General features: G+C 68.5%; 16 protein-coding genes and 1 pseudogene. 12 read left to right on the top strand and 5 right to left on the bottom strand.

From position 1 onward, the window contains the following. Nucleotides 1-14: 14 nt before the first annotated feature. Together L810_RS38460 and L810_RS38455 are read right to left on the bottom strand one after the other, a co-directional pair. Nucleotides 15-2006, bottom strand: coding sequence for a beta-galactosidase (locus L810_RS38460; protein WP_021163538.1), 1992 nt, complete (start codon nucleotides 2004-2006; stop codon nucleotides 15-17). A gap of 9 nt (nucleotides 2007-2015) precedes the next feature. Next, nucleotides 2016-3164, bottom strand: coding sequence for an ABC transporter ATP-binding protein (locus L810_RS38455; protein WP_021163537.1), 1149 nt, complete (start codon nucleotides 3162-3164; stop codon nucleotides 2016-2018). A gap of 189 nt (nucleotides 3165-3353) precedes the next feature. On the opposite strand from L810_RS38455, the gene L810_RS38450 reads away from it, so the two are divergent. Then, entirely contained in the window at nucleotides 3354-4394 is a 1041-nt protein-coding gene (locus L810_RS38450; protein WP_021163536.1) for a LacI family DNA-binding transcriptional regulator, read from the top strand. A gap of 143 nt (nucleotides 4395-4537) precedes the next feature. On the opposite strand, the gene L810_RS38445 is transcribed toward L810_RS38450, so the two are convergent. Further along, nucleotides 4538-5179 carry a GntR family transcriptional regulator gene (locus L810_RS38445; RefSeq protein WP_021163535.1) on the bottom strand — a complete coding sequence of 214 codons (642 nt, stop codon included), beginning with the start codon at nucleotides 5177-5179 and terminating at the stop codon, nucleotides 4538-4540. Between the two features lie 131 nt (nucleotides 5180-5310). On the opposite strand from L810_RS38445, the gene L810_RS38440 reads away from it, so the two are divergent. Both L810_RS38440 and L810_RS38435 read left to right on the top strand, forming a co-directional pair. Further along, the gene (locus L810_RS38440; RefSeq protein WP_021163534.1) at nucleotides 5311-5787 is read left to right on the top strand and encodes an OsmC family protein; all 477 of its coding nucleotides are present in this window, start codon (nucleotides 5311-5313) and stop codon (nucleotides 5785-5787) included. Between the two features lie 28 nt (nucleotides 5788-5815). After that, nucleotides 5816-6460: pseudogene (locus L810_RS38435) on the top strand (glutathione S-transferase family protein). A gap of 70 nt (nucleotides 6461-6530) precedes the next feature. On the opposite strand, the gene L810_RS38430 reads toward L810_RS38435, so the two are convergent. Next, the gene (locus L810_RS38430; RefSeq protein WP_021163531.1) at nucleotides 6531-7481 is read right to left on the bottom strand and encodes a LysR family transcriptional regulator; all 951 of its coding nucleotides are present in this window, start codon (nucleotides 7479-7481) and stop codon (nucleotides 6531-6533) included. A 114-nt stretch (nucleotides 7482-7595) separates the two neighbouring features. On the opposite strand from L810_RS38430, the gene L810_RS38425 reads away from it, so the two are divergent. The 7 genes from L810_RS38425 (at nucleotide 7596) to L810_RS38395 (ending at nucleotide 16082) form a co-directional block, all read left to right on the top strand. Next, nucleotides 7596-9347, top strand: a complete 1752-nt coding sequence (locus L810_RS38425; protein ID WP_021163530.1) for an IlvD/Edd family dehydratase — start codon at nucleotides 7596-7598, stop codon at nucleotides 9345-9347. Between the two features lie 128 nt (nucleotides 9348-9475). Then, nucleotides 9476-10405: a dihydrodipicolinate synthase family protein gene (locus L810_RS38420; RefSeq protein WP_042978002.1), complete on the top strand. Its 930-nt coding sequence runs from the start codon at nucleotides 9476-9478 to the stop codon at nucleotides 10403-10405. A 36-nt stretch (nucleotides 10406-10441) separates the two neighbouring features. Beyond that, nucleotides 10442-11371: a Gfo/Idh/MocA family protein gene (locus L810_RS38415; protein WP_021163528.1), complete on the top strand. Its 930-nt coding sequence runs from the start codon at nucleotides 10442-10444 to the stop codon at nucleotides 11369-11371. Nucleotides 11372-11463: 92 nt separating this feature from the next. Beyond that, nucleotides 11464-12477 (top strand): arabinose ABC transporter substrate-binding protein, encoded by a 1014-nt coding sequence (locus L810_RS38410; RefSeq protein ID WP_021163527.1) that lies wholly within the window; start codon nucleotides 11464-11466, stop codon nucleotides 12475-12477. A 20-nt stretch (nucleotides 12478-12497) separates the two neighbouring features. Next, a complete protein-coding gene (araG, locus tag L810_RS38405) occupies nucleotides 12498-14075 on the top strand; it encodes an L-arabinose ABC transporter ATP-binding protein AraG (protein WP_021163526.1) in 1578 nt (525 codons plus the stop codon). Between the two features lie 30 nt (nucleotides 14076-14105). Then, nucleotides 14106-15131 (top strand): L-arabinose ABC transporter permease AraH, encoded by a 1026-nt coding sequence (araH, locus tag L810_RS38400; protein ID WP_021163525.1) that lies wholly within the window; start codon nucleotides 14106-14108, stop codon nucleotides 15129-15131. A gap of 51 nt (nucleotides 15132-15182) precedes the next feature. Then, nucleotides 15183-16082 carry an SMP-30/gluconolactonase/LRE family protein gene (locus L810_RS38395; RefSeq protein ID WP_021163524.1) on the top strand — a complete coding sequence of 300 codons (900 nt, stop codon included), beginning with the start codon at nucleotides 15183-15185 and terminating at the stop codon, nucleotides 16080-16082. A gap of 73 nt (nucleotides 16083-16155) precedes the next feature. Here the strand turns inward: L810_RS38395 and L810_RS38390 are convergent, their stop codons facing one another. Next, on the bottom strand, nucleotides 16156-17046 hold the full coding sequence (locus L810_RS38390) for an amidohydrolase family protein (protein ID WP_021163523.1): 891 nt from the start codon (nucleotides 17044-17046) through the stop codon (nucleotides 16156-16158). 169 nt (nucleotides 17047-17215) lie between these two features. On the opposite strand from L810_RS38390, the gene L810_RS38385 reads away from it, so the two are divergent. Both L810_RS38385 and L810_RS38380 read left to right on the top strand, forming a co-directional pair. Beyond that, nucleotides 17216-18043: a p-hydroxycinnamoyl CoA hydratase/lyase gene (locus L810_RS38385; protein WP_021163522.1), complete on the top strand. Its 828-nt coding sequence runs from the start codon at nucleotides 17216-17218 to the stop codon at nucleotides 18041-18043. A gap of 43 nt (nucleotides 18044-18086) precedes the next feature. After that, on the top strand, nucleotides 18087-18267 hold a 181-nt coding region (locus tag L810_RS38380; protein WP_042978000.1), incomplete at its 3' end, for an aldehyde dehydrogenase family protein.

The following is an 18267-nucleotide window of genomic DNA, read 5'->3' as shown; positions in this document are numbered from 1 at the left end:
CCGGTGCCGGGGTGCTACGAACGGCTTCGATACACGGCCACGTCTTGCGGCCCGACTTGCGCACTGCCGAGCACGAACGCCGACGGCGGTACCGCGTCGATCGTGTGCGGCGTGTCGCCATAGTTGAAAACGTAGGTCAGGCCGCCGCGCCGGCTCACGCGCACACCGTCGCCGAGCGGCGTCGGCATGAGGCCGGCTTCGGCCGCGACATCGGCGAACAGCCGGGCGGTGGTCGCGTCGTCGAACAGCGCGGCCCAGTAGTGCAGCGTGCCGTGCGACACGCAGGCCGGGTGACCGTCGGCGAAGCGCGCGCGCACGACGCTGCGTGTGTCGTCGTGCAGTTCGACGAAGTCGCGCCAGTGGCGCGCATGGCCCGCGAGCGGCGTACCGTCGTACAGCGTCCCGTCGATTCGCTCGGTCACGTTCGGCCGCAGCGATTCGACGCGCCATACGCGCACCGGCAGGATCGAGGCGAGCGGGCCGGGCGGCAGCGTCGGCGGAATCTGCAGGTCGACGGTCTTCGAGCCGGTGCGCGGCCCGAACACGGCGTGCGCGCCCGAGGCCGCGAGCCGCGCGGCGAAATCGTCCGGGACGACCGGCAGCGGCGGCACGACGACGAGCCGGTAGCCGTCGAGCGGCGCATGCGCGGAAACGATGTCGACATCGAGGCCGAGCGAACGCAGCGCCGTGTAGTACTCGAACGCGAAGCGCGGGTAGTGGAAATCGGCGCCTTGCGGCTGCACTTCGAACAGCCACTTCGCTTCATAGTCGAACACGAGCGCGACGGGGGCCCGCACCGCGCCGTTCGCGTCGACATCCGCGCCGGCGTCGAGCACGGCGGCGATCTCCTGAGCGACGCGCTGCGCTTCGCGGCCGCCTTCGTCGAGCTGGTTGTCGGGTGTGTTCAGGCCCGCGTGCATCTGCTCCTGCGCGAACGGCGCCTGACGCCAGCGGAAGTACGACACGCAGCCGGCGCCGTGCGCGAACGCCTCCCAGCTCCACAGGCGCACCATCCCCGGCAGCGGCGCGGGGTTCCACTGCGCCCAGTTCACGGGGCCCGGCTGCTGCTCCATCACCCAGAACGGCAGCGTCGACATGCCGCGATAGAGGTCGTGATTGAACGACGCGAAATCGGGATGGCCGGTGCGCAGCCAGCGTGCCTTCACGTCGGGCGCGAACCATTGCTCCTCGAGCGCGCCGAGCGGATAGCTGTCCCACGTCGCGACGTCGAGGTCGCGCGCCACTTCGTAATGGTCGAACTCGGTGAACAGCTGCATGAAGTTGTGCGCGACGGGCCGGCCCGGCGAGTGCGCGCGGATCACGTCGACCTGCATCCGGTGATAACGCGCGACTTCGTCCGACGCGAAACGCCGGTAGTCGAGGCGATGCGACGGGTGCGCTTCGGTCACGGTCCCGACGGGCGCATCGACCTCGTCGAAATGGCGATACTCCATGCTCCAGAACACGGTGCCCCACGCGCGGTTCAGTGCGTCGATCGTGCCGTAGCGCGCCTTCAGCCACGCACGGAAGCGCACGAGCGCGGCCGGCGAATAACTGACGACGGTCTGGTGGCAGCCCAGCTCGTTGTCGGTCTGCCAGTAGCGCACGGCCGGGTGCCGGCCGTAGCGCTCGGCGACCGCCGTGCAGATCTGCCGCGACGCCTCGAGATAGGTCGGCGACGAGAAGTCGTAGTGGCGGCGCGAGCCGAACGCGCGCGGCCGGCCGTCGGCGCCGATCGCGAGGATGTCCGGATGGCGGTCGACCAGCCATTTCGGCGGCGTCGCGGTCGGCGTGCACATCACGATCTCGAGGCCGGCCGCGCCGAGCACGTCGATCGCCCGATCGAGCCAGCCCCAGTCGTATTCGCCAGGCGACGGCTCGATACGGCTCCACGCGAATTCGGCGATCCGCACCTGCTCGATGCCGAGCGCTTTCATCCTGCGGGCATCGTCGGCCCACATCGATTCCGGCCAGTGTTCCGGGTAGTAACAGACTCCGAGGCGCATGCCCGATCCTTATGCGTAGTGGTGAACGTGGACGTCGGCGCACGCGGGCACCGCGCGGCCGTCTTCGGTGAAGAGATGGCAGGCCGCGGCCGGCGCATGTACGTGCACGCGCTCGCCGGTACGCACCTGCGCGTCGCCGGGCACTTTCGCGATCAGCGCGTGGCCGCCGGGCTGGTCGAGGTGCACGTAGGTCTGTTCGCCCAGGCGTTCGACGAGCGCGACGTCGCGTGCGAGTGTCGTGGCGTCGTGCGCGGCGCCGAGCATCAGGTGTTCGGGGCGAATGCCGAGCGTCACGGCGGCGCCGGCGCCGAGCGCCGAGCCGTCGCGCGGCAGCGTGAAGGTTTCGCCGGACGGCGTGAGCGTGACGGTCGTGCGACGGGCATCGCACGCCGTGACGACGGCCGGCAGGAAGTTCATCCGCGGCGAGCCGATGAAGCCCGCGACGAAGCGGCTGGCCGGGTGGTGGTAGAGGTCGAGCGGCGCGCCGACCTGCGCGATGCTGCCGTGCTGCGCGGTGTCGGCGCCGGCGTGCAGCAGCACGATCTTGTCGGCGAGCGTCATCGCTTCGGTCTGGTCGTGCGTCACGTAGACGACGCTCGCGCGTTCGAACTGCCGGTGCAGCCGCGCGATCTCGATGCGGGTCTGGCCGCGCAGCGCGGCGTCGAGATTCGACAGCGGCTCGTCGAACAGGAACACGCCGGGCTCGCGCACGATCGCGCGGCCGATCGCGACGCGCTGCCGCTGGCCGCCCGACAGCGCCTTCGGCTTGCGTTCGAGCAGCGTGTCGAGCTGCAGGATGCGCGCGGCATCGCGCACCTTCCGGTCGATCTCGGCTTTCGGCACGCGTGCGAGCTTCAGCCCGAACGCCATGTTCTCGTAGACCGTCATGTGCGGAAACAGCGCGTAGCTCTGGAACACCATCGCGACGCCGCGCTCGGCGGCCGGCACGTCGTCGACGCGGCAGCCGTCGATCGACAGCTCGCCCGCGCTCAGGTCCTCGAGCCCGGCGATCATCCGCAGCAACGTCGACTTCCCGCATCCGGACGGCCCGAGGAATACGCAGAACTCGTGCGCGCCGATCTCCAGATCGACGTCGCGAATGACCGGCGCGTGATCGCCATAGGCTTTCTGCACGCGCCGCATCGAGATGCTCGCCATTGTCTCCGCTCCATGTTTTAATGCGCCATCATCGGTGATTAAGCGCTTAATCATCGCGATCAAAAAAAGAGGCGATGTGATCGCGGCCGAGTCGCGCCCGTCGGTCGGGCGGCAGGGTGTGCGGCGATAGTGCGCCGCTTCGGTAAGCGAAGCAAATACTGGATAGACGTCTCATATAGTGAGCAAGCGATGGCAACCCTGGATGAAGTGGCGCGCCGCGCCGGCGTGACGGCCGCGACCGTGTCGAACGTGCTGCGCGAGCGCGGCCGGGTGGGCGAGGCGACGCGTGCGCGGGTGCTGGAAGCCGTGGAGGCGCTCGGGTATCGGCCGCATCTCGCGGCGCGTGCGCTGGCGGAAGGGCGCGCGCCGACGGTTGCGCTGATGGTGTCGAGCATCGCGAACCCGTTCTACCCGGAGTTCGCGCTGGCGGTCGAGCGCGCGGTGCGCCGCAACGGGCAGTTCCTGATCGTCTGCAATACGAATGAAGATCCGCTGCAAGGGCGCGCGTATCTCGACCAGATTGCCGGCACGATCTCCGAAGGGATTCTCGTGACCAACGCGAACCTGCATCTGCCCGATCTGCTCGACGTGGCGGCGCGCGGTGTGCCGGTCGTGCTGTGCCTGTGGGAGCGGCCGGAGGCGCCGCCCGACGGATTGCCGTGCGTGGCGATCGATTTTCGGGAGGCGGGGCGGATCGCGACGCGGCACTTGCTCGAGCTGGGCCACGAGCGGATCGGCGTGATCGTCGGCGGGTCGGCGAGCGGCGTGCAGGCGGCGCGCTACGACGGCTTCGTCGACGTGATGCGTGAAGCCGGGCTCGATGCGTCGATCGTCGCGGCGGAACCCGATTCGATCGACGGCGGCGTGCGCGCGGCGGGGCGGCTGCTCGACGCGCATCCGCGGCTGACCGCGCTGGTCGCGACCAACGACCTGCCGGCGATCGGGGCGATGCATGCAGCGGCCGATCGCGGCCGGCGTGTGCCGGACGACCTGTCGATCGTCGGGATCACCGACATACACCTGGCCAGCGACACGCGCCCCACGCTGACGACCGTTGCGATCCCGACCGCCGAGGCCGCGGGGCTCGCGGTCGAATTGCTCAATGCGCTACGCGACGCGGGCGCGCGCAGCAGCGCTGCATCGCGCGTGCGGATCGCGTCGCTGCCGAAACTGGTGGTGCGCGGGACGACCGGCCGCGCGCCCGGCGGGAGCGCGACGCGGTCGATTTGATGTATCGATGTGCTGAATGTCGCGACGGAGGTTGGCGCCGCGATTGGCGCGACCCGACAAGGCACGACAAGGCACGACAAGGCACGACAAGGCCGGCCCGCCCCGCGCGCGCGGGGCAGCAGGCGGCACACGCAGCACCGGCTTCAATCGCCTTCGACGAGCCCCATCACGATGCGCCTGGCCGATTCGAGATGCACGACCGTCATCGACCGAGCGGCACGCGCATTGCGTTCGCGGCACGCCTGCAGGATCTCCTCGTGCTCGACCTGGAACGACGGCGTATCGGCGAGCAGCGTGGCCTGCAGGCGCTCGTACCGTTCGACCTGGCTGCGCAGCTCCGCGATCGTATTCAATTGCCGTGCGTTGCCGCAGCACGAATACAGCAACGCATGGAATTCGCGGTTCAGTTCGCCCTGCCGGCGCGGCACGGCCGTATCGCCGAGCAGGCGATGGACGAGTTCGGCACGCGCGAGCGTCTCGTCGTCGAGCCGCTTCACGCTGCGGTAGATCGCGTCGCCTTCGAGCAGCACGCGCAGATCGTAGATTTCCTGCACGTCCGAGGCACCCAGCGTGCGCACGACGGCGCCGCGATTCCTGAAGATGTCCAGCAACCCTTCGCGCTCCAGGCGCTGGATGGCCTCGCGCATCGGAATCCGGCTGATGCCGAAGCGGTCGGCGAGGTCGCGCTCGACGAGCCGCTCGCCCGCTTCGAACTCGCCGTTGATGATCATGTCCCGCAACGAGGCGGCGACCGCGTCCGCCGTGGAATCGAGTTTGGCTTCCATGCCTGTGTGTTCCGTCAATTTGGAATAATGGTATACCAAACGAAAATCCGGTGCCAAAATGGCGAACGCAGGCGGGCTCCGTACGACGAAATCCGGCCCGGTCGAAGCAACCCACATCAATGGAGAGCGAGATGGCATCTGGCGAACACAAGTATCGCGTCGCAGTCGCGTGGACGGGCAATCGCGGCACCGGCACGTCGGGGTATCGCGAATACGGCCGCGATCATGTGATCCGGGCCGGTTCCAAGCCGGAAATTCCCGGTTCGTCGGACCCGGCGTTTCGGGGCGACGCGTCGCGCTGGAACCCCGAAGACCTGTTGCTGGCGTCGGCATCGGCGTGTCACAAGCTGTGGTACCTGCACCTGTGCTCCGAAGCGGGCATTCACGTGCTCGCTTATGTCGACGATGCGGAAGGCACGATGGTCGACCGTGACGAGCCGGGCCGCTTCACGGAAATCGTGCTGCGCCCGCACGTGACGATCCAGGCCGGCGACGATCGCGAGCGGGCGGAACATCTGCATCACGATGCGCACGCAAAGTGCTATATCGCGAACTCGGTCAATTTTCCGATCCGCTGCGAGCCCACGATCGAATTCGCCGCGGCGTGACGCCGACACCCGCCGGACGAAATCGACGATGAAGCTTTTCTACTACCCCGGCAACGCCAGCATGGCGCCGCACTTCGTGCTCGAGGAAATCGACCAGCCGTTCGAGCTTGAATACGTCGACCGCACGCACGATCGGCACAAGTCGCCGGACTACCTCGCGCTCAATCCGAACGGGCTCATTCCGGTACTGATCGACGGCGACCTGGTGCTGTAGGAGGCCGCGGCCATTTGTCTGCATCTCGCCGATGCGCATCCCGAGAAGCGGCTGGCGCCCGAACTCGGCACCCCGGAACGGGCGCAGTGCTACAAATGGCTGATGTGGCTCACCAACACGCTCCAGGCGACATTGATCGCGTATTTCTATCCGGAGCGCTGGGTCGACGTGGGCAACTCGGCTGGTGCCGCGCAGGTGAAGGCGCACGCGGAGGCGAAAATCGCGGCGCTGCTGGATCAGCTCGACCGTCAACTGGAAACGAGCGGCGGCCCCTGGCTGCTCGGCGCGCATTACTCGGTGCTCGACCCGTATGCGCTGATGCTGTGCCGCTGGACGCGCGGCTTTGCCGAACCGGCGCGGCAGCGCCCGGTACTCGGCGGCTATCTGCAGCGGGTGCTCGCGCGCCCGGCGATCCAGCGGGCGCTGCAGACCGAAGGGATCGCGCCGCCCTGGGTGTGACGCGCGGCCCGGGCCACGCGCGCGTCAGCCGGCGCGCACGTGCTCCGGGAATGCCGCTGAAGCCGCGCCGTTACAGCACGACCCCATAAACCCCCCGCGCCGCCACCCGAATCGCATCCGCCATCACCGCGACGGCCGGCGAATGCAGCCGGTCGGTGCGCGTGATGATCCCGAAATCGTCCATCCGGCAATCCATCTCCAGCGGCAGCATCGTGACGATCCCGTGCCGCGCGTAGTAGCGCGCGACGTCCTCGGCCAGCACCGCGATCATGTCGCTCTGTTCGAGCAGCTGCGTGATGAACAGCAGCGCGGACGTCTCGACGAGGTTCGCCGGCGGCGCGAGGCTCGCGCGCTGGAACACGAGCTCGAAGCGATGGCGCAGCACGCTGCCGGCCGGCGGCACGACCCACGCGGCGCGCTGCACGTCCGCGAGCGCCAGCGGCGCCTGCGCGAGCAGCGGATGGCCGGTCCGCACGACGGCCGCCACCGACTCGCCGGTCAGCGGCTCATAGCGCAGCCGCAGCTTGTCGTGTTCGGCGGAAAGCCGGCCGACCACGATGTCGATCTTGTCCTGCGCGAGATGCTCGAGCAGCACGTTGCTGGTGTCGATCTCGACCGATACGTGCAGGCCCGCATGCGTGCCCTTCACCGCGGCCACCGCCGGCGGTACGAGCCGCAAGCCCGGCGACGTGATCGCCCCCACCACCACGTGGCCGAGATGGCCGGCCTTCAGCGCGGCCAGTTCCTCGTGCGCCTGGTCGAGGCTGCCGAGCGCCGCGCGCGCGTGACGGATCAGCGCATCGCCGTACAGCGTCGGCCGCATCCCGCGCGGCAGGCGTTCGAACAGCACCGCGCCGATCGATTCCTCGAGTTCGCGCAGCAGCTTCGACGCGGCCGGCTGCGTCATGTTCAGCGCGGCCGCCGCGCGGTGGATGCTGCCTTCGTCGGCAAGCGCGACGACCAGCAGAAGCTGGCGCGTCTTCAGGCGGCCACGGTTTCCCCACGGGCTGGCTTCGGGCATCGTACGGGTTTATATCGATATCGGAATCGATATCGTAATCGCCAAAAACGTCATTAGCCAGTTATCAAAATTCTGCCTAGACTGCGCCGGTATCCCGTCACCACAGGACTGACGATGTCGGCAACAAAACCCAGGCTGCGCTCCGCCCAATGGTTCGGCACGAACGACAAGAACGGCTTCATGTACCGGAGCTGGATGAAGAATCAGGGCATTCCCGATCACGAGTTCGATGGCCGTCCGATCATCGGCATCTGCAACACGTGGTCCGAACTGACGCCGTGCAACGCGCACTTCCGCAAGCTCGCCGAGCACGTGAAGCGCGGGATCTTCGAAGCGGGCGGTTTCCCGGTCGAGTTCCCGGTGTTCTCGAACGGCGAATCGAACCTGCGCCCGTCGGCGATGCTCACGCGCAACCTCGCGTCGATGGACGTCGAGGAAGCGATCCGCGGCAATCCGATCGACGCGGTCGTGCTGCTCGCCGGCTGCGACAAGACGACGCCCGCGCTGCTGATGGGCGCGGCGAGCTGCGACGTGCCGGCGATCGTCGTGTCGGGCGGGCCGATGCTGAACGGCAAGCTCGAAGGCAGGAACATCGGCTCCGGCACGGCCGTGTGGCAGCTGCATGAATCACTGAAGGCCGGCGAGATCGACCTGCATCATTTCCTGTCGGCCGAAGCCGGCATGTCGCGCTCGGCCGGCACCTGCAACACGATGGGCACCGCGTCGACGATGGCGTGCATGGCCGAGGCGCTCGGCGTCGCGCTGCCGCACAACGCGGCGATTCCGGCCGTCGATTCGCGCCGCTACGTGCTCGCGCACATGTCCGGCATCCGCATCGTCGAGATGGCGCTCGAAGGGCTCGTGCTGTCGAAGGTCCTCACGCGCGCGGCGTTCGAGAACGCGATCCGCGCGAATGCGGCGATCGGCGGCTCGACGAACGCGGTGATCCACCTGAAGGCGATTGCGGGCCGCATCGGCGTGCCGCTCGAACTGGAGGACTGGATGCGCATCGGCCGCGACACGCCGACGATCGTCGACCTGATGCCGTCGGGGCGCTTCCTGATGGAAGAGTTCTATTACGCGGGCGGGCTGCCGGCCGTGCTGCGCCGGCTCGGCGAAGGCGGGCTGCTGCCGCACCCGGACGCGCTGACGGTGAACGGCAAGTCGCTGTGGGACAACGTGCACGAAGCGCCGAACTACGACGACGAAGTGATTCGCCCGCTCGACCGGCCGCTGATCGCGGACGGCGGCATCTGCATCCTGCGCGGCAACCTCGCGCCGCGCGGCGCGGTGCTGAAGCCGTCGGCGGCGAGCCCCGAATTGCTGAAGCATCGCGGCCGCGCGGTGGTGTTCGAGAACCTCGACCACTACAAGGCGACGATCAACGACGAGGCGCTCGACGTCGACGCCAGCTCGGTGCTCGTGCTGAAGAACTGCGGGCCGCGCGGTTATCCGGGGATGGCCGAGGTCGGCAACATGGGGCTGCCGCCGAAGCTGCTGCGCCAGGGCGTGAAGGACATGGTGCGGATTTCCGACGCGCGGATGAGCGGCACCGCGTACGGCACGGTCGTGCTGCATGTGGCGCCGGAGGCCGCCGCCGGCGGGCCGCTCGCGGCCGTGCGCAACGGCGACTGGATCGAGCTCGACTGCGAGGCCGGCACGCTGCATCTCGACATTCCGGATGACGAACTGCAGCGCCGCCTGTCGGACGTCGATCCGACCGCGGCGCCGGGTGTGGCCGGGCAGCTCGGCAAGGGCGGCTACGCCCGGCTGTACATCGATCACGTGCTGCAGGCCGACGAGGGGTGCGACCTCGACTTCCTGGTCGGCACGCGCGGCGCGGACGTGCCGAGCCATTCGCATTGAGCGGCAGGCGGCGCGAGAGGTGCCACACACGCGCGCCGCAGCCGGTTGCGGGCCCGCCCGGGCCCGCTTCGTGAAACCGTGAACGCATGACGGCCGGTCACCACCGACGCCGAAGCAGGACGCGAACCATGACATCGAGCAGCACGCCGCGTTATCGCGGCATCTTCCCCGTCGTCCCGACGACCTTCACCGACACCGGCGAGCTCGACCTCGCGAGCCAGAAACGCGCGGTCGATTTCATGATCGACGCGGGTTCCGACGGGCTGTGCATCCTCGCGAATTTCTCCGAGCAGTTCGCGATCACCGACGACGAACGCGACGTGCTCACGCGCACGATCCTCGAACACGTCGCGGGCCGCGTGCCGGTGATCGTCACGACGTCGCACTACGGCACGCAGGTGTGCGCGGCGCGCAGCCTGCGCGCGCAGCAGCTCGGCGCGGCGATGGTGATGGCGATGCCGCCTTATCACGGCGCGACGTTCCGCGTGCCGGAAGCGCAGGTCTTCGACTTCTTTGCGCGCGTTTCGGACGCGATCGACATCCCGATCATGATCCAGGATGCGCCCGCGAGCGGCACGGTGCTGTCCGCCCCGTTCCTCGCACGGATGGCGCGCGAGATCGAGCAGGTCGCGTACTTCAAGATCGAGACACCCGGGGCGGCGAACAAGCTGCGCGAACTGATCCGGCTCGGCGGCGACGCGATCGAGGGGCCGTGGGACGGCGAGGAGGCGATCACGCTGCTCGCCGACCTGCATGCCGGCGCGACCGGCGCGATGACGGGCGGCGGGTTTCCGGACGGCATCCGGCCGATTCTCGAAGCCTGGCGCGAAGGGCGCCGCGACGACGCTTTCGAGCGCTATCAGGCGTGGCTGCCGCTGATCAATCACGAGAACCGCCAGTCCGGGATCCTCACCGCGAAAGCGCTGATGCGCGAAGGCGGCGTGATCGCGTGCGAGCGGCCACGGCATCCGATGCCGGAACTGCATCCGGACACGCGCGCGGAACTGCTCGCGATCGCGCGCCGGCTCGATCCGCTCGTGCTGCGCTGGGCGCACTGAACGACCACCGAACGATTCGCGAAGGAGGCATGCACGATGAGTGATCAGGTTTCGCTGGGTATCGTCGGCGTCGGCAAGATCGCGCGCGACCAGCATCTGCCGGCGATCGACGCCGAACCGGGCTTCAAGCTGACCGCGTGCGCGAGCCGCCATGCGGAAGTCGCCGGCGTGCGCAACTATCGCGACCTGCGCGCGCTGCTGGCCGCCGAGCGCGAGCTCGACGCCGTGTCGCTGTGCGCGCCGCCGCAGGTGCGCTACGCGCAGGCGCGCGCCGCGCTCGAGGCCGGCAAGCACGTGATGCTCGAGAAGCCGCCGGGCGCGACGCTCGGCGAAGTGGCCGTGCTGGAGGCGCTCGCGCGCGAACGCGGGCTCACGTTGTTCGCCACGTGGCATTCGCGCTGCGCGAGCGCGGTGGAGCCCGCGCGTGCGTGGCTCGCGACCCGCACGATCCGCGCGGTGCAGGTGCGCTGGAAGGAGGACGTGCGGCGCTGGCACCCGGGGCAGCAATGGATCTGGGAACCCGGCGGCCTCGGCGTGTTCGATCCGGGCATCAACGCGCTGTCGATCGTCACGCGGATCCTGCCGCGCGAGCTCGTGCTGCGCGAGGCGACGCTGATCGTGCCGAGCGACGTGCAGACGCCGATCGCCGCCGAGCTCGATTGCACGGATACCGATGGCGTGCCCGTGCGCGCGGAATTCGACTGGCGGCACGGCCCGGTCGAGCAATGGGAAATCGCGGTCGACACGGCCGACGGCGTGCTCGCGATCAGCCGCGGCGGCGCGCAACTGTCGATCGCGGGCGAGCCGGTCGAGATCGGGCCCGAACGCGAGTATCCGGCGCTGTATGCGCACTTCCATGCGCTGATCGCGCGGGGTGAAAGCGACGTCGACGTGCGGCCGTTGCGGCTCGTCGCCGATGCGTTCCTGTTCGGCCGGCGCGTGCAGACCGACGCGTTCGGACGCTGACTGCACTCACTACGCTGACTACGCGGGCGCGCTGAGGCGCGATCGCGCATGACGAATCATTACGGCACAAGCCGACATCAAGGAGACACCGCATGAACCGCACGACCCACACGATTCGCCGACACACCCTGCGCGCGCTGCTTGCCGCGCTGTGCATCGCGCCGCTCGGCATGCAGGGCGCCGCGCGCGCCGACGCGCCGCTGAAGATCGGCTTCCTGGTGAAGATGCCCGAGCAGGCATGGTTCATCAACGAGCAGAACGCGGCGTCCGCGCTCGGCCAGAAGGAGAATTTCTCGGTCGTGAGGATCGGCACGCCCGACGGCGAGAAGGTGCTGGCCGCGATCGACAACCTCGGTTCGCAAGGCGCGCAGGGTTTCGTGATCTGCGCGCCCGACGTGCGCCTCGGGCCGGCGATCGCCGCGCGTGCGAAGCGCTACAACATGAAGTTCGTGACCGTCGACGACCAGCTCGTCGATTCGACCGGCAAGCCGCTGCCGAACGTGCCGCACCTCGGGATGTCGGCGACCAAGATCGGCAATCAGGTTGGCCAGGCGATTTCCGACGAGATGAAGCGACGCGGCTGGAAGCCCGAGGAAGTCGGCGCGCTGCGGATCACGAACTACGAGCTGCCGACCGCGAAGCTGCGCACCGACGGCGCGACGCAGGCGCTGCTCGCGAACGGCTTCCGCCAGGAGAACATCTTCGATGCGCCGCAGAAGACGACCGACGACGAAGGCGGCTTCAGCGCGGCCGCGCCGGTGCTCGCGCGGCATCCGAACATCAAGAAGTGGGTGGTCTACGCGCTGAACGAGGAAACCGTGCTCGGCGCGGTGCGCGCGACCGAACAGCTGCATATTCCGGCCGCCGACGTGATCGGCGTCGGCATCAACGGTGCCGGCGAGGCGTTCGCCGAATTCCAGAAGAAGGAGCCGACCGGCTTCTACGGGACGATCGCCGTCAGCTCGACGAACCACGGCAAGGACAGCACGCAGAACCTCGTTGACTGGATTCGCAACGGCAAGACGCCGCCGGCCGACACGCAGACGAGCGGCAAGCTGATGACGCGCGCGAACTGGCAGGCCGTGCGCGCCGAACTCGGCATCTGAGCGTGCGGGGCGGGCAAGCGATGACGACGCAGACGATGACGACCGTATCCGCCGGCAGCACGGACACAGCCACGGCCGCCGCAGCCGCTGCAGCCGGCACGTCGCGGCCGGACGCGGCGCTGCTCGCGCTCGACGGCATCACGGTGACGTTCCCGGGCGTGCGCGCGCTCGACGCCGTGTCGCTGTCGGTGCGCGCGGGCGAAGTGCACGGGCTGATGGGCGAGAACGGCGCGGGGAAGTCGACGCTGCTGAAGGTGCTGTCCGGCGTGAACCAGCCGCAGGCCGGCACGCTGACGCTGAACGGTGTGGTGCAGCACTTCGCGTCGACGCGCGCGGCGCTGGAGGCCGGCATCGCGATCATCTACCAGGAACTGCATCTCGTGCCCGAGCTGACGGTCGCGGAAAACCTGATGCTCGGGCAACTGCCGAGCCGGCTCGGCGTGGTCGACGAACGCGCGCTTGCCGTGCGCGCGCTCGATGCGCTGGAGCGGCTCGGCGAGCACATCGATCCGGGCATTCCGGTGAAGTATCTGTCGATCGGCCAGCGCCAGATGATCGAGATCGGCAAGGCGCTGATGCGCGACGCGCGCGTGATCGCGTTCGACGAACCGACGAGCTCGCTGTCCGCGCGCGAGACCGCGCAACTGTTCCGGATCATCCGTGCACTGCGCGCGGAAGGCCGCGCGATCATCTACGTCACGCACCGGATGGAGGAAGTGTATGAACTGTGCGACCGCGTGACCGTGTTCCGCGACGGCCGTCGCATCGAGACGTTCGAATCCGTGGCCGATCTCGACCGCGACCGGCTGATCGGCTGCATGGTCGGCCGCTCGATCGAGGACGTGTACGGCTACCGGCCGCGCACACCCGGCGACGTGCTGATCGAGGCGAAGGGGCTGGCGGGGCCCGGGCTCGCCGAGCCCGTGTCGTTCACCGCGCGGCGCGGCGAGATCGTCGGCTTCTTCGGGCTGGTCGGCGCGGGCCGCTCGGAGCTGATGAAGCTGCTGTACGGCGCCGCGCGCCCGAGCGCGGGGCACGTCGAGCTGAACGGGCGGCGGGTCGCGTTCGGGAGCCCGCGCGACGCGGTGCGCGCCGGCCTCGCGCTGTGCCCGGAAGACCGCAAGCAGGAAGGCATCGTTGCGATCGCGTCGGTGGCCGACAACCTGAACATCAGCGCGCGCCGGCATTTCAGCCCGGCGCGCATGCTGCTCGACGGGCGGCGCGAGCGTGAACTCGCGCAGCGCTATATCGAGCGGCTCGCGATCAAGACCCGCGACGGCGACACGCCGATCGGCGCGCTGTCGGGCGGCAACCAGCAGAAGGTCGTGCTCGCGCGCTGGCTGGCCGAGCGCATCGACGTGTTCCTGATGGACGAGCCGACGCGCGGCATCGACGTCGGCGCGCGCGCGGAAATCTACAACCTGTTCTACGAACTCGCGGAAGCGGGCCGCACGGTGATCCTCGTGTCGAGCGACCTCGCCGAGGTGATCGGCGTGTCTGACCGGATCATCGTGATGAAGGAAGGACGGATCGCGGGCGAGGTCGCGAAGGCGCAGGCGACGCCCGACGCGCTGATCAAGCTCGCGCTGCCGCGCTAGCGGCCTGCAGTCAACCGGAAAGCAACTGATATGAGCCAGGCAATGCAACCCCAACGCACTTCCCCGTCCCCCGATGCCGCGGCCACGGCCGCGCCCCCGCGAGCGCGCGGCGGCGTGTGGCAACTGATCAACCGCTCCGGCATCGTGATGGTGTTCCTCGTGCTGTTCGCGACGCTGTCGCTGACGGTGCCGGACTTCCTCACGCCGCGCAACATCCAGGGCCTGCTGCTGTCGGTCACGCTGATCGGCTCGATCGCGGTGACGATGATGTTCGTGCTCGCGCTCGGCGAGGTCGACCTGTCGGTCGCGTCGATCGTCGCGTTCGCGGGCGTCGTCGCGTCGACGCTGATCACCGCGACGCACAGCGTCGTGCTCGGCATCGCCGGCGGCGTGCTCGCGGGCGGCGCGGTCGGGCTCGTCAACGGCGTGCTGATCGCGCGCTGGCGGATCAACTCGCTGATCGTCACGCTCGCGATGATGGAAGTCGTGCGCGGGCTCGCGTTCATCACGTCGAACGGCGACGCGGTGATGATCTCCGAGGAGCGCTTCTTCGATCTCGGCGGCGGGTCGTTCCTCGGCATCTCGTATCCGATCTGGAGCAACATCGTCGGCTTCGTCGTGTTCGGCTTCCTGCTGCGCAAGACGGTGTTCGGCAAGAACGTGCTGGCCGTCGGCGGCAACGGCGAGGCGGCGCTGCTCGCGGGGCTGCCGGTGATGCGCATCAAGATCACCGTGTTCGTGCTGCAGGGGCTCGTGACCGGCTTCGCCGGCGTGATGCTCGCGTCGCGGATGAGCCTCGGCGATCCGAAGACCTCGGTCGGCCTCGAACTCGGCGTGATCTCCGCGTGCGTGCTCGGCGGCGTGTCGCTGACGGGCGGCGTCGCGACGATCTCCGGCGTGCTGGTCGGCGTGCTGATCATGGGCTCCGTGCAGGACGCGATGAGCCTCCTGAACGTGCCGACGTTTTACCAATATCTGATACGCGGCGGAATTCTGTTGCTCGCGGTGCTGTTCGACCAGTATCGTCGCAACCAGCGGCGCGCGATGAAGATCTGACCCTGACGAACGCGCGGCCGCCTGCGAAGGCGACAGACATCGGGAGACGGCATGCAACAGATTCATCCGGGCGCGGCGGCGCTGCTCGTGGACAGCCGCAACACGCTCGGCGAAGGCGCGACGTGGTGCGATGCGACGCACGCGCTGTACTGGACGGACATCGAAGGGGCGCGGCTGTGGCGCTGCCGCGCGGACGGCTCGGGCCTCGCGCAGTGGCCGATGCCGGAACGGCTCGCGTGTTTCGCGCTGACGCAGGATCCGGACGTGCTGCTCGTCGGGCTAGCGACGCATCTAGCGTTCTTCGATGTGCGCAGCGGTGCGTTCACGCGGATCGTCGACGTCGAACCCGATCGGCCGACGCGGCTGAACGACGGGCGCTGCGATGGGGCCGGCGCATTCGTGTTCGGGATGAAGGACGAAGGCAGCGAGCCGCCGCAAGCGGTCGGCGGGTTCCATCGGCTCAATCCGGATCTCACGCTCGAGCGGCTCGCGTTGCCGCCGGCCGCGATCGCGAACAGCATCGCGTTCTCGCCGGATGGCGCGAAGATGTATTTCTGCGATTCGCTGGTGCGCGAGATTCTCGTGTGCGATTACCGCGCGGGCGGCGATGTCGCGAACGTGCGATCGTTCGCGCGGCTGACCGATGCGGATGGCGACCCGGACGGCTCGACGGTCGATCGGGACGGCGGGTTGTGGAATGCGCAGTGGGGCGGCCGGCGGGTGGTGCGCTACGGGCCGGACGGCGTTGAAACGGAACGCGTCGAAGTGCCGACCGCGCAGCCGAGTTGCGTGGCACTCGACGGCGAAGGCCGGCTGTACGTGACGAGCGCGCGCGTCGGGCTGAGCGACGACGCGCTGGTGAGCGATGCCGACGCCGGCGGCGTGTTCGTCGCCCGCACGCGCCACGCGGGGCTGCCGACCGCGCGGTTCTCGGGCAAGCCCGCGAACTGAGCACGGCTGGTGCGGGCAGTGTCGCGGCCGGTCGCGCCCCCGCGCGCTGCCGGCGCCGTCACGGCCGGACGGGTCACGACTGCTGCGCGGCCTGCAGCCCCAGCAACGCGACCGCGTTGTCTTTCAGAATCAGCGAATGGACGTCGGGCCGGAACCCGGCACCCTGAAAATCCTCGAGCCAGCGGTCCGGCCGGATCAGCGGAAAATCGGACGCGAACAGCACCTTGTGCCTGAGCAGCGTGTTCGCGTATTTCACCAGCTCGGGCGAGAAGTACTTCGGCGACCATCCCGACAGGTCGATGTAGACGTTCGGCTTGTGCAGCGCGATCGACAGCGCCTGCTCCTGCCACGGCCATGAAGGGTGCGCGATCACGATCTTCATGTCCGGGAAGTCGGCCGCGACGTCGTCGAGGTGAATCGGTTCGGAGTACTTCAGACGAAGCCCGCCGCCGCCGCGCATCCCCGATCCCATCCCCGAATGCCCGCTGTGGAAGACGGCCGGCAACCCGTATTCCGCGATCACCTCGTAGATCGGATAGGCGAGCCTGTCGTTCGGGAAGCATCCCTGCATCGTCGGATGGAACTTGAAGCCCTTCACGCCGTGCTCGTCGATCAGGCGGCGCGCCTCGCGCGCGCCGAAGCGGCCCTTGTGCGGATCGATGCTCGCGAACGCGATCATCACGTCGGCGTTGTCCTGCGCGAATTGCGCGATTTCCTCGTTCGGAATGCGCCGCCGGCCGATGTTCGTCTCGCAGTCGACGGTGAACATCACGAAGCCGATCCGGCGCTCGCGGTAATGCGCGATCGTCTCCGGAATGGTCGGCCGACGGCCCTGCTTCAGCACGGTGCCGAAGTACTTGTCGGCCGCGTCGTCGAATGTCTTCGCGAACAGGTCCGGCGGCTGGCAGCACGACACTTCCGCGTGCACGTGCGTGTCGATGGCGATCAGGTTGTCGATGTCCAAGCGTGTCTCCTCATGTCGTGATGCGTCGGCCGGCACGGCGCGAAATCGGCTGTCCGGGCCCGTTTAGGGGTTTGTCCGGAGCCGCTTCCATTCTACTTTACATATCAGGTTACCTGATAGTAAATTGGTCGCGAGTCGCACAGGGCGGCATCGTCATTGGAGAACGAAAATGGGTTACGAAGGGCGCTGGAAAACGGTGAAGGTCGAGGTCGAGGGCGGGATCGCATGGGTGACGCTGAACCGTCCGGACAAGCGCAACGCGATGAGCCCGACGCTGAACGCGGAGATGATCGACGTGCTGGAGGCGATCGAACTCGATGCCGAGGCGCAGGTGCTCGTGCTGACCGGCGAGGGTGACGCCTGGACGGCCGGGATGGACCTGAAGGAATATTTCCGCGAAGTCGACGCGGGCCCGGAAATCCTGCAGGAAAAGATTCGCCGCGACGCGAGCCGCTGGCAGTGGCAATTGCTGCGCATGTATGCGAAGCCGACGATCGCGATGGTCAACGGCTGGTGCTTCGGCGGCGGCTTCTCGCCGCTCGTCGCGTGCGACCTCGCGATCGCGGCCGATGAAGCGGTGTTCGGCCTGTCGGAAATCAACTGGGGCATCCCGCCGGGCAACCTCGTCAGCAAGGCGATGGCCGACACCGTGGGCCATCGCCAGGCGCTTTACTACATCATGACCGGCGACACCTTCACCGGCCCGCAGGCCGCGCAGATGGGGCTCGTCAACAAGAGCGTGCCGCGCGCGCAGCTGCGCGACGAGGTGCGCGCGCTGGCCGCGAAGCTGCTCGACAAGAACCCGGTCGTGATCCGTAACGCGAAGCACGGCTTCAAGCGTTGCCGCGAGCTGACCTGGGAGCAGAACGAGGACTACCTGTACGCGAAGCTCGACCAGGCGAACTACCGCGATCCGGAAGGCGGGCGCGAGCAGGGCCTCAAGCAGTTCCTCGACGACAAGAGCATCAAGCCGGGCCTGCAGGCGTACAAGCGCTGACGCGCGCCGCCGCACGCAACCGGATCCGAGTGGAGACACGGAAATGCACGAAGTGAGTTTGTTGATCGACGGCGTGTCGCGCGGCGCGTCGGACGGCGGGACCTTCGACCGGATCGATCCGGCGACGGGACGGGTGGCGTCGCGCGCCGCCGCGGCGACGCTCGCCGACGCGGACGCCGCGGTCGCGGCAGCGGCGCGCGCCTTCCCCGCGTGGGCCGCGCTCG

This window comes from Burkholderia sp. AU4i (genome assembly GCF_000466765.1).
Lineage (GTDB): Bacteria > Pseudomonadota > Gammaproteobacteria > Burkholderiales > Burkholderiaceae > Burkholderia > Burkholderia cepacia.
The sequence above is the reverse complement of the archived record's forward strand: the minus strand, read 5'-3'. Positions and strand labels throughout refer to the sequence as shown.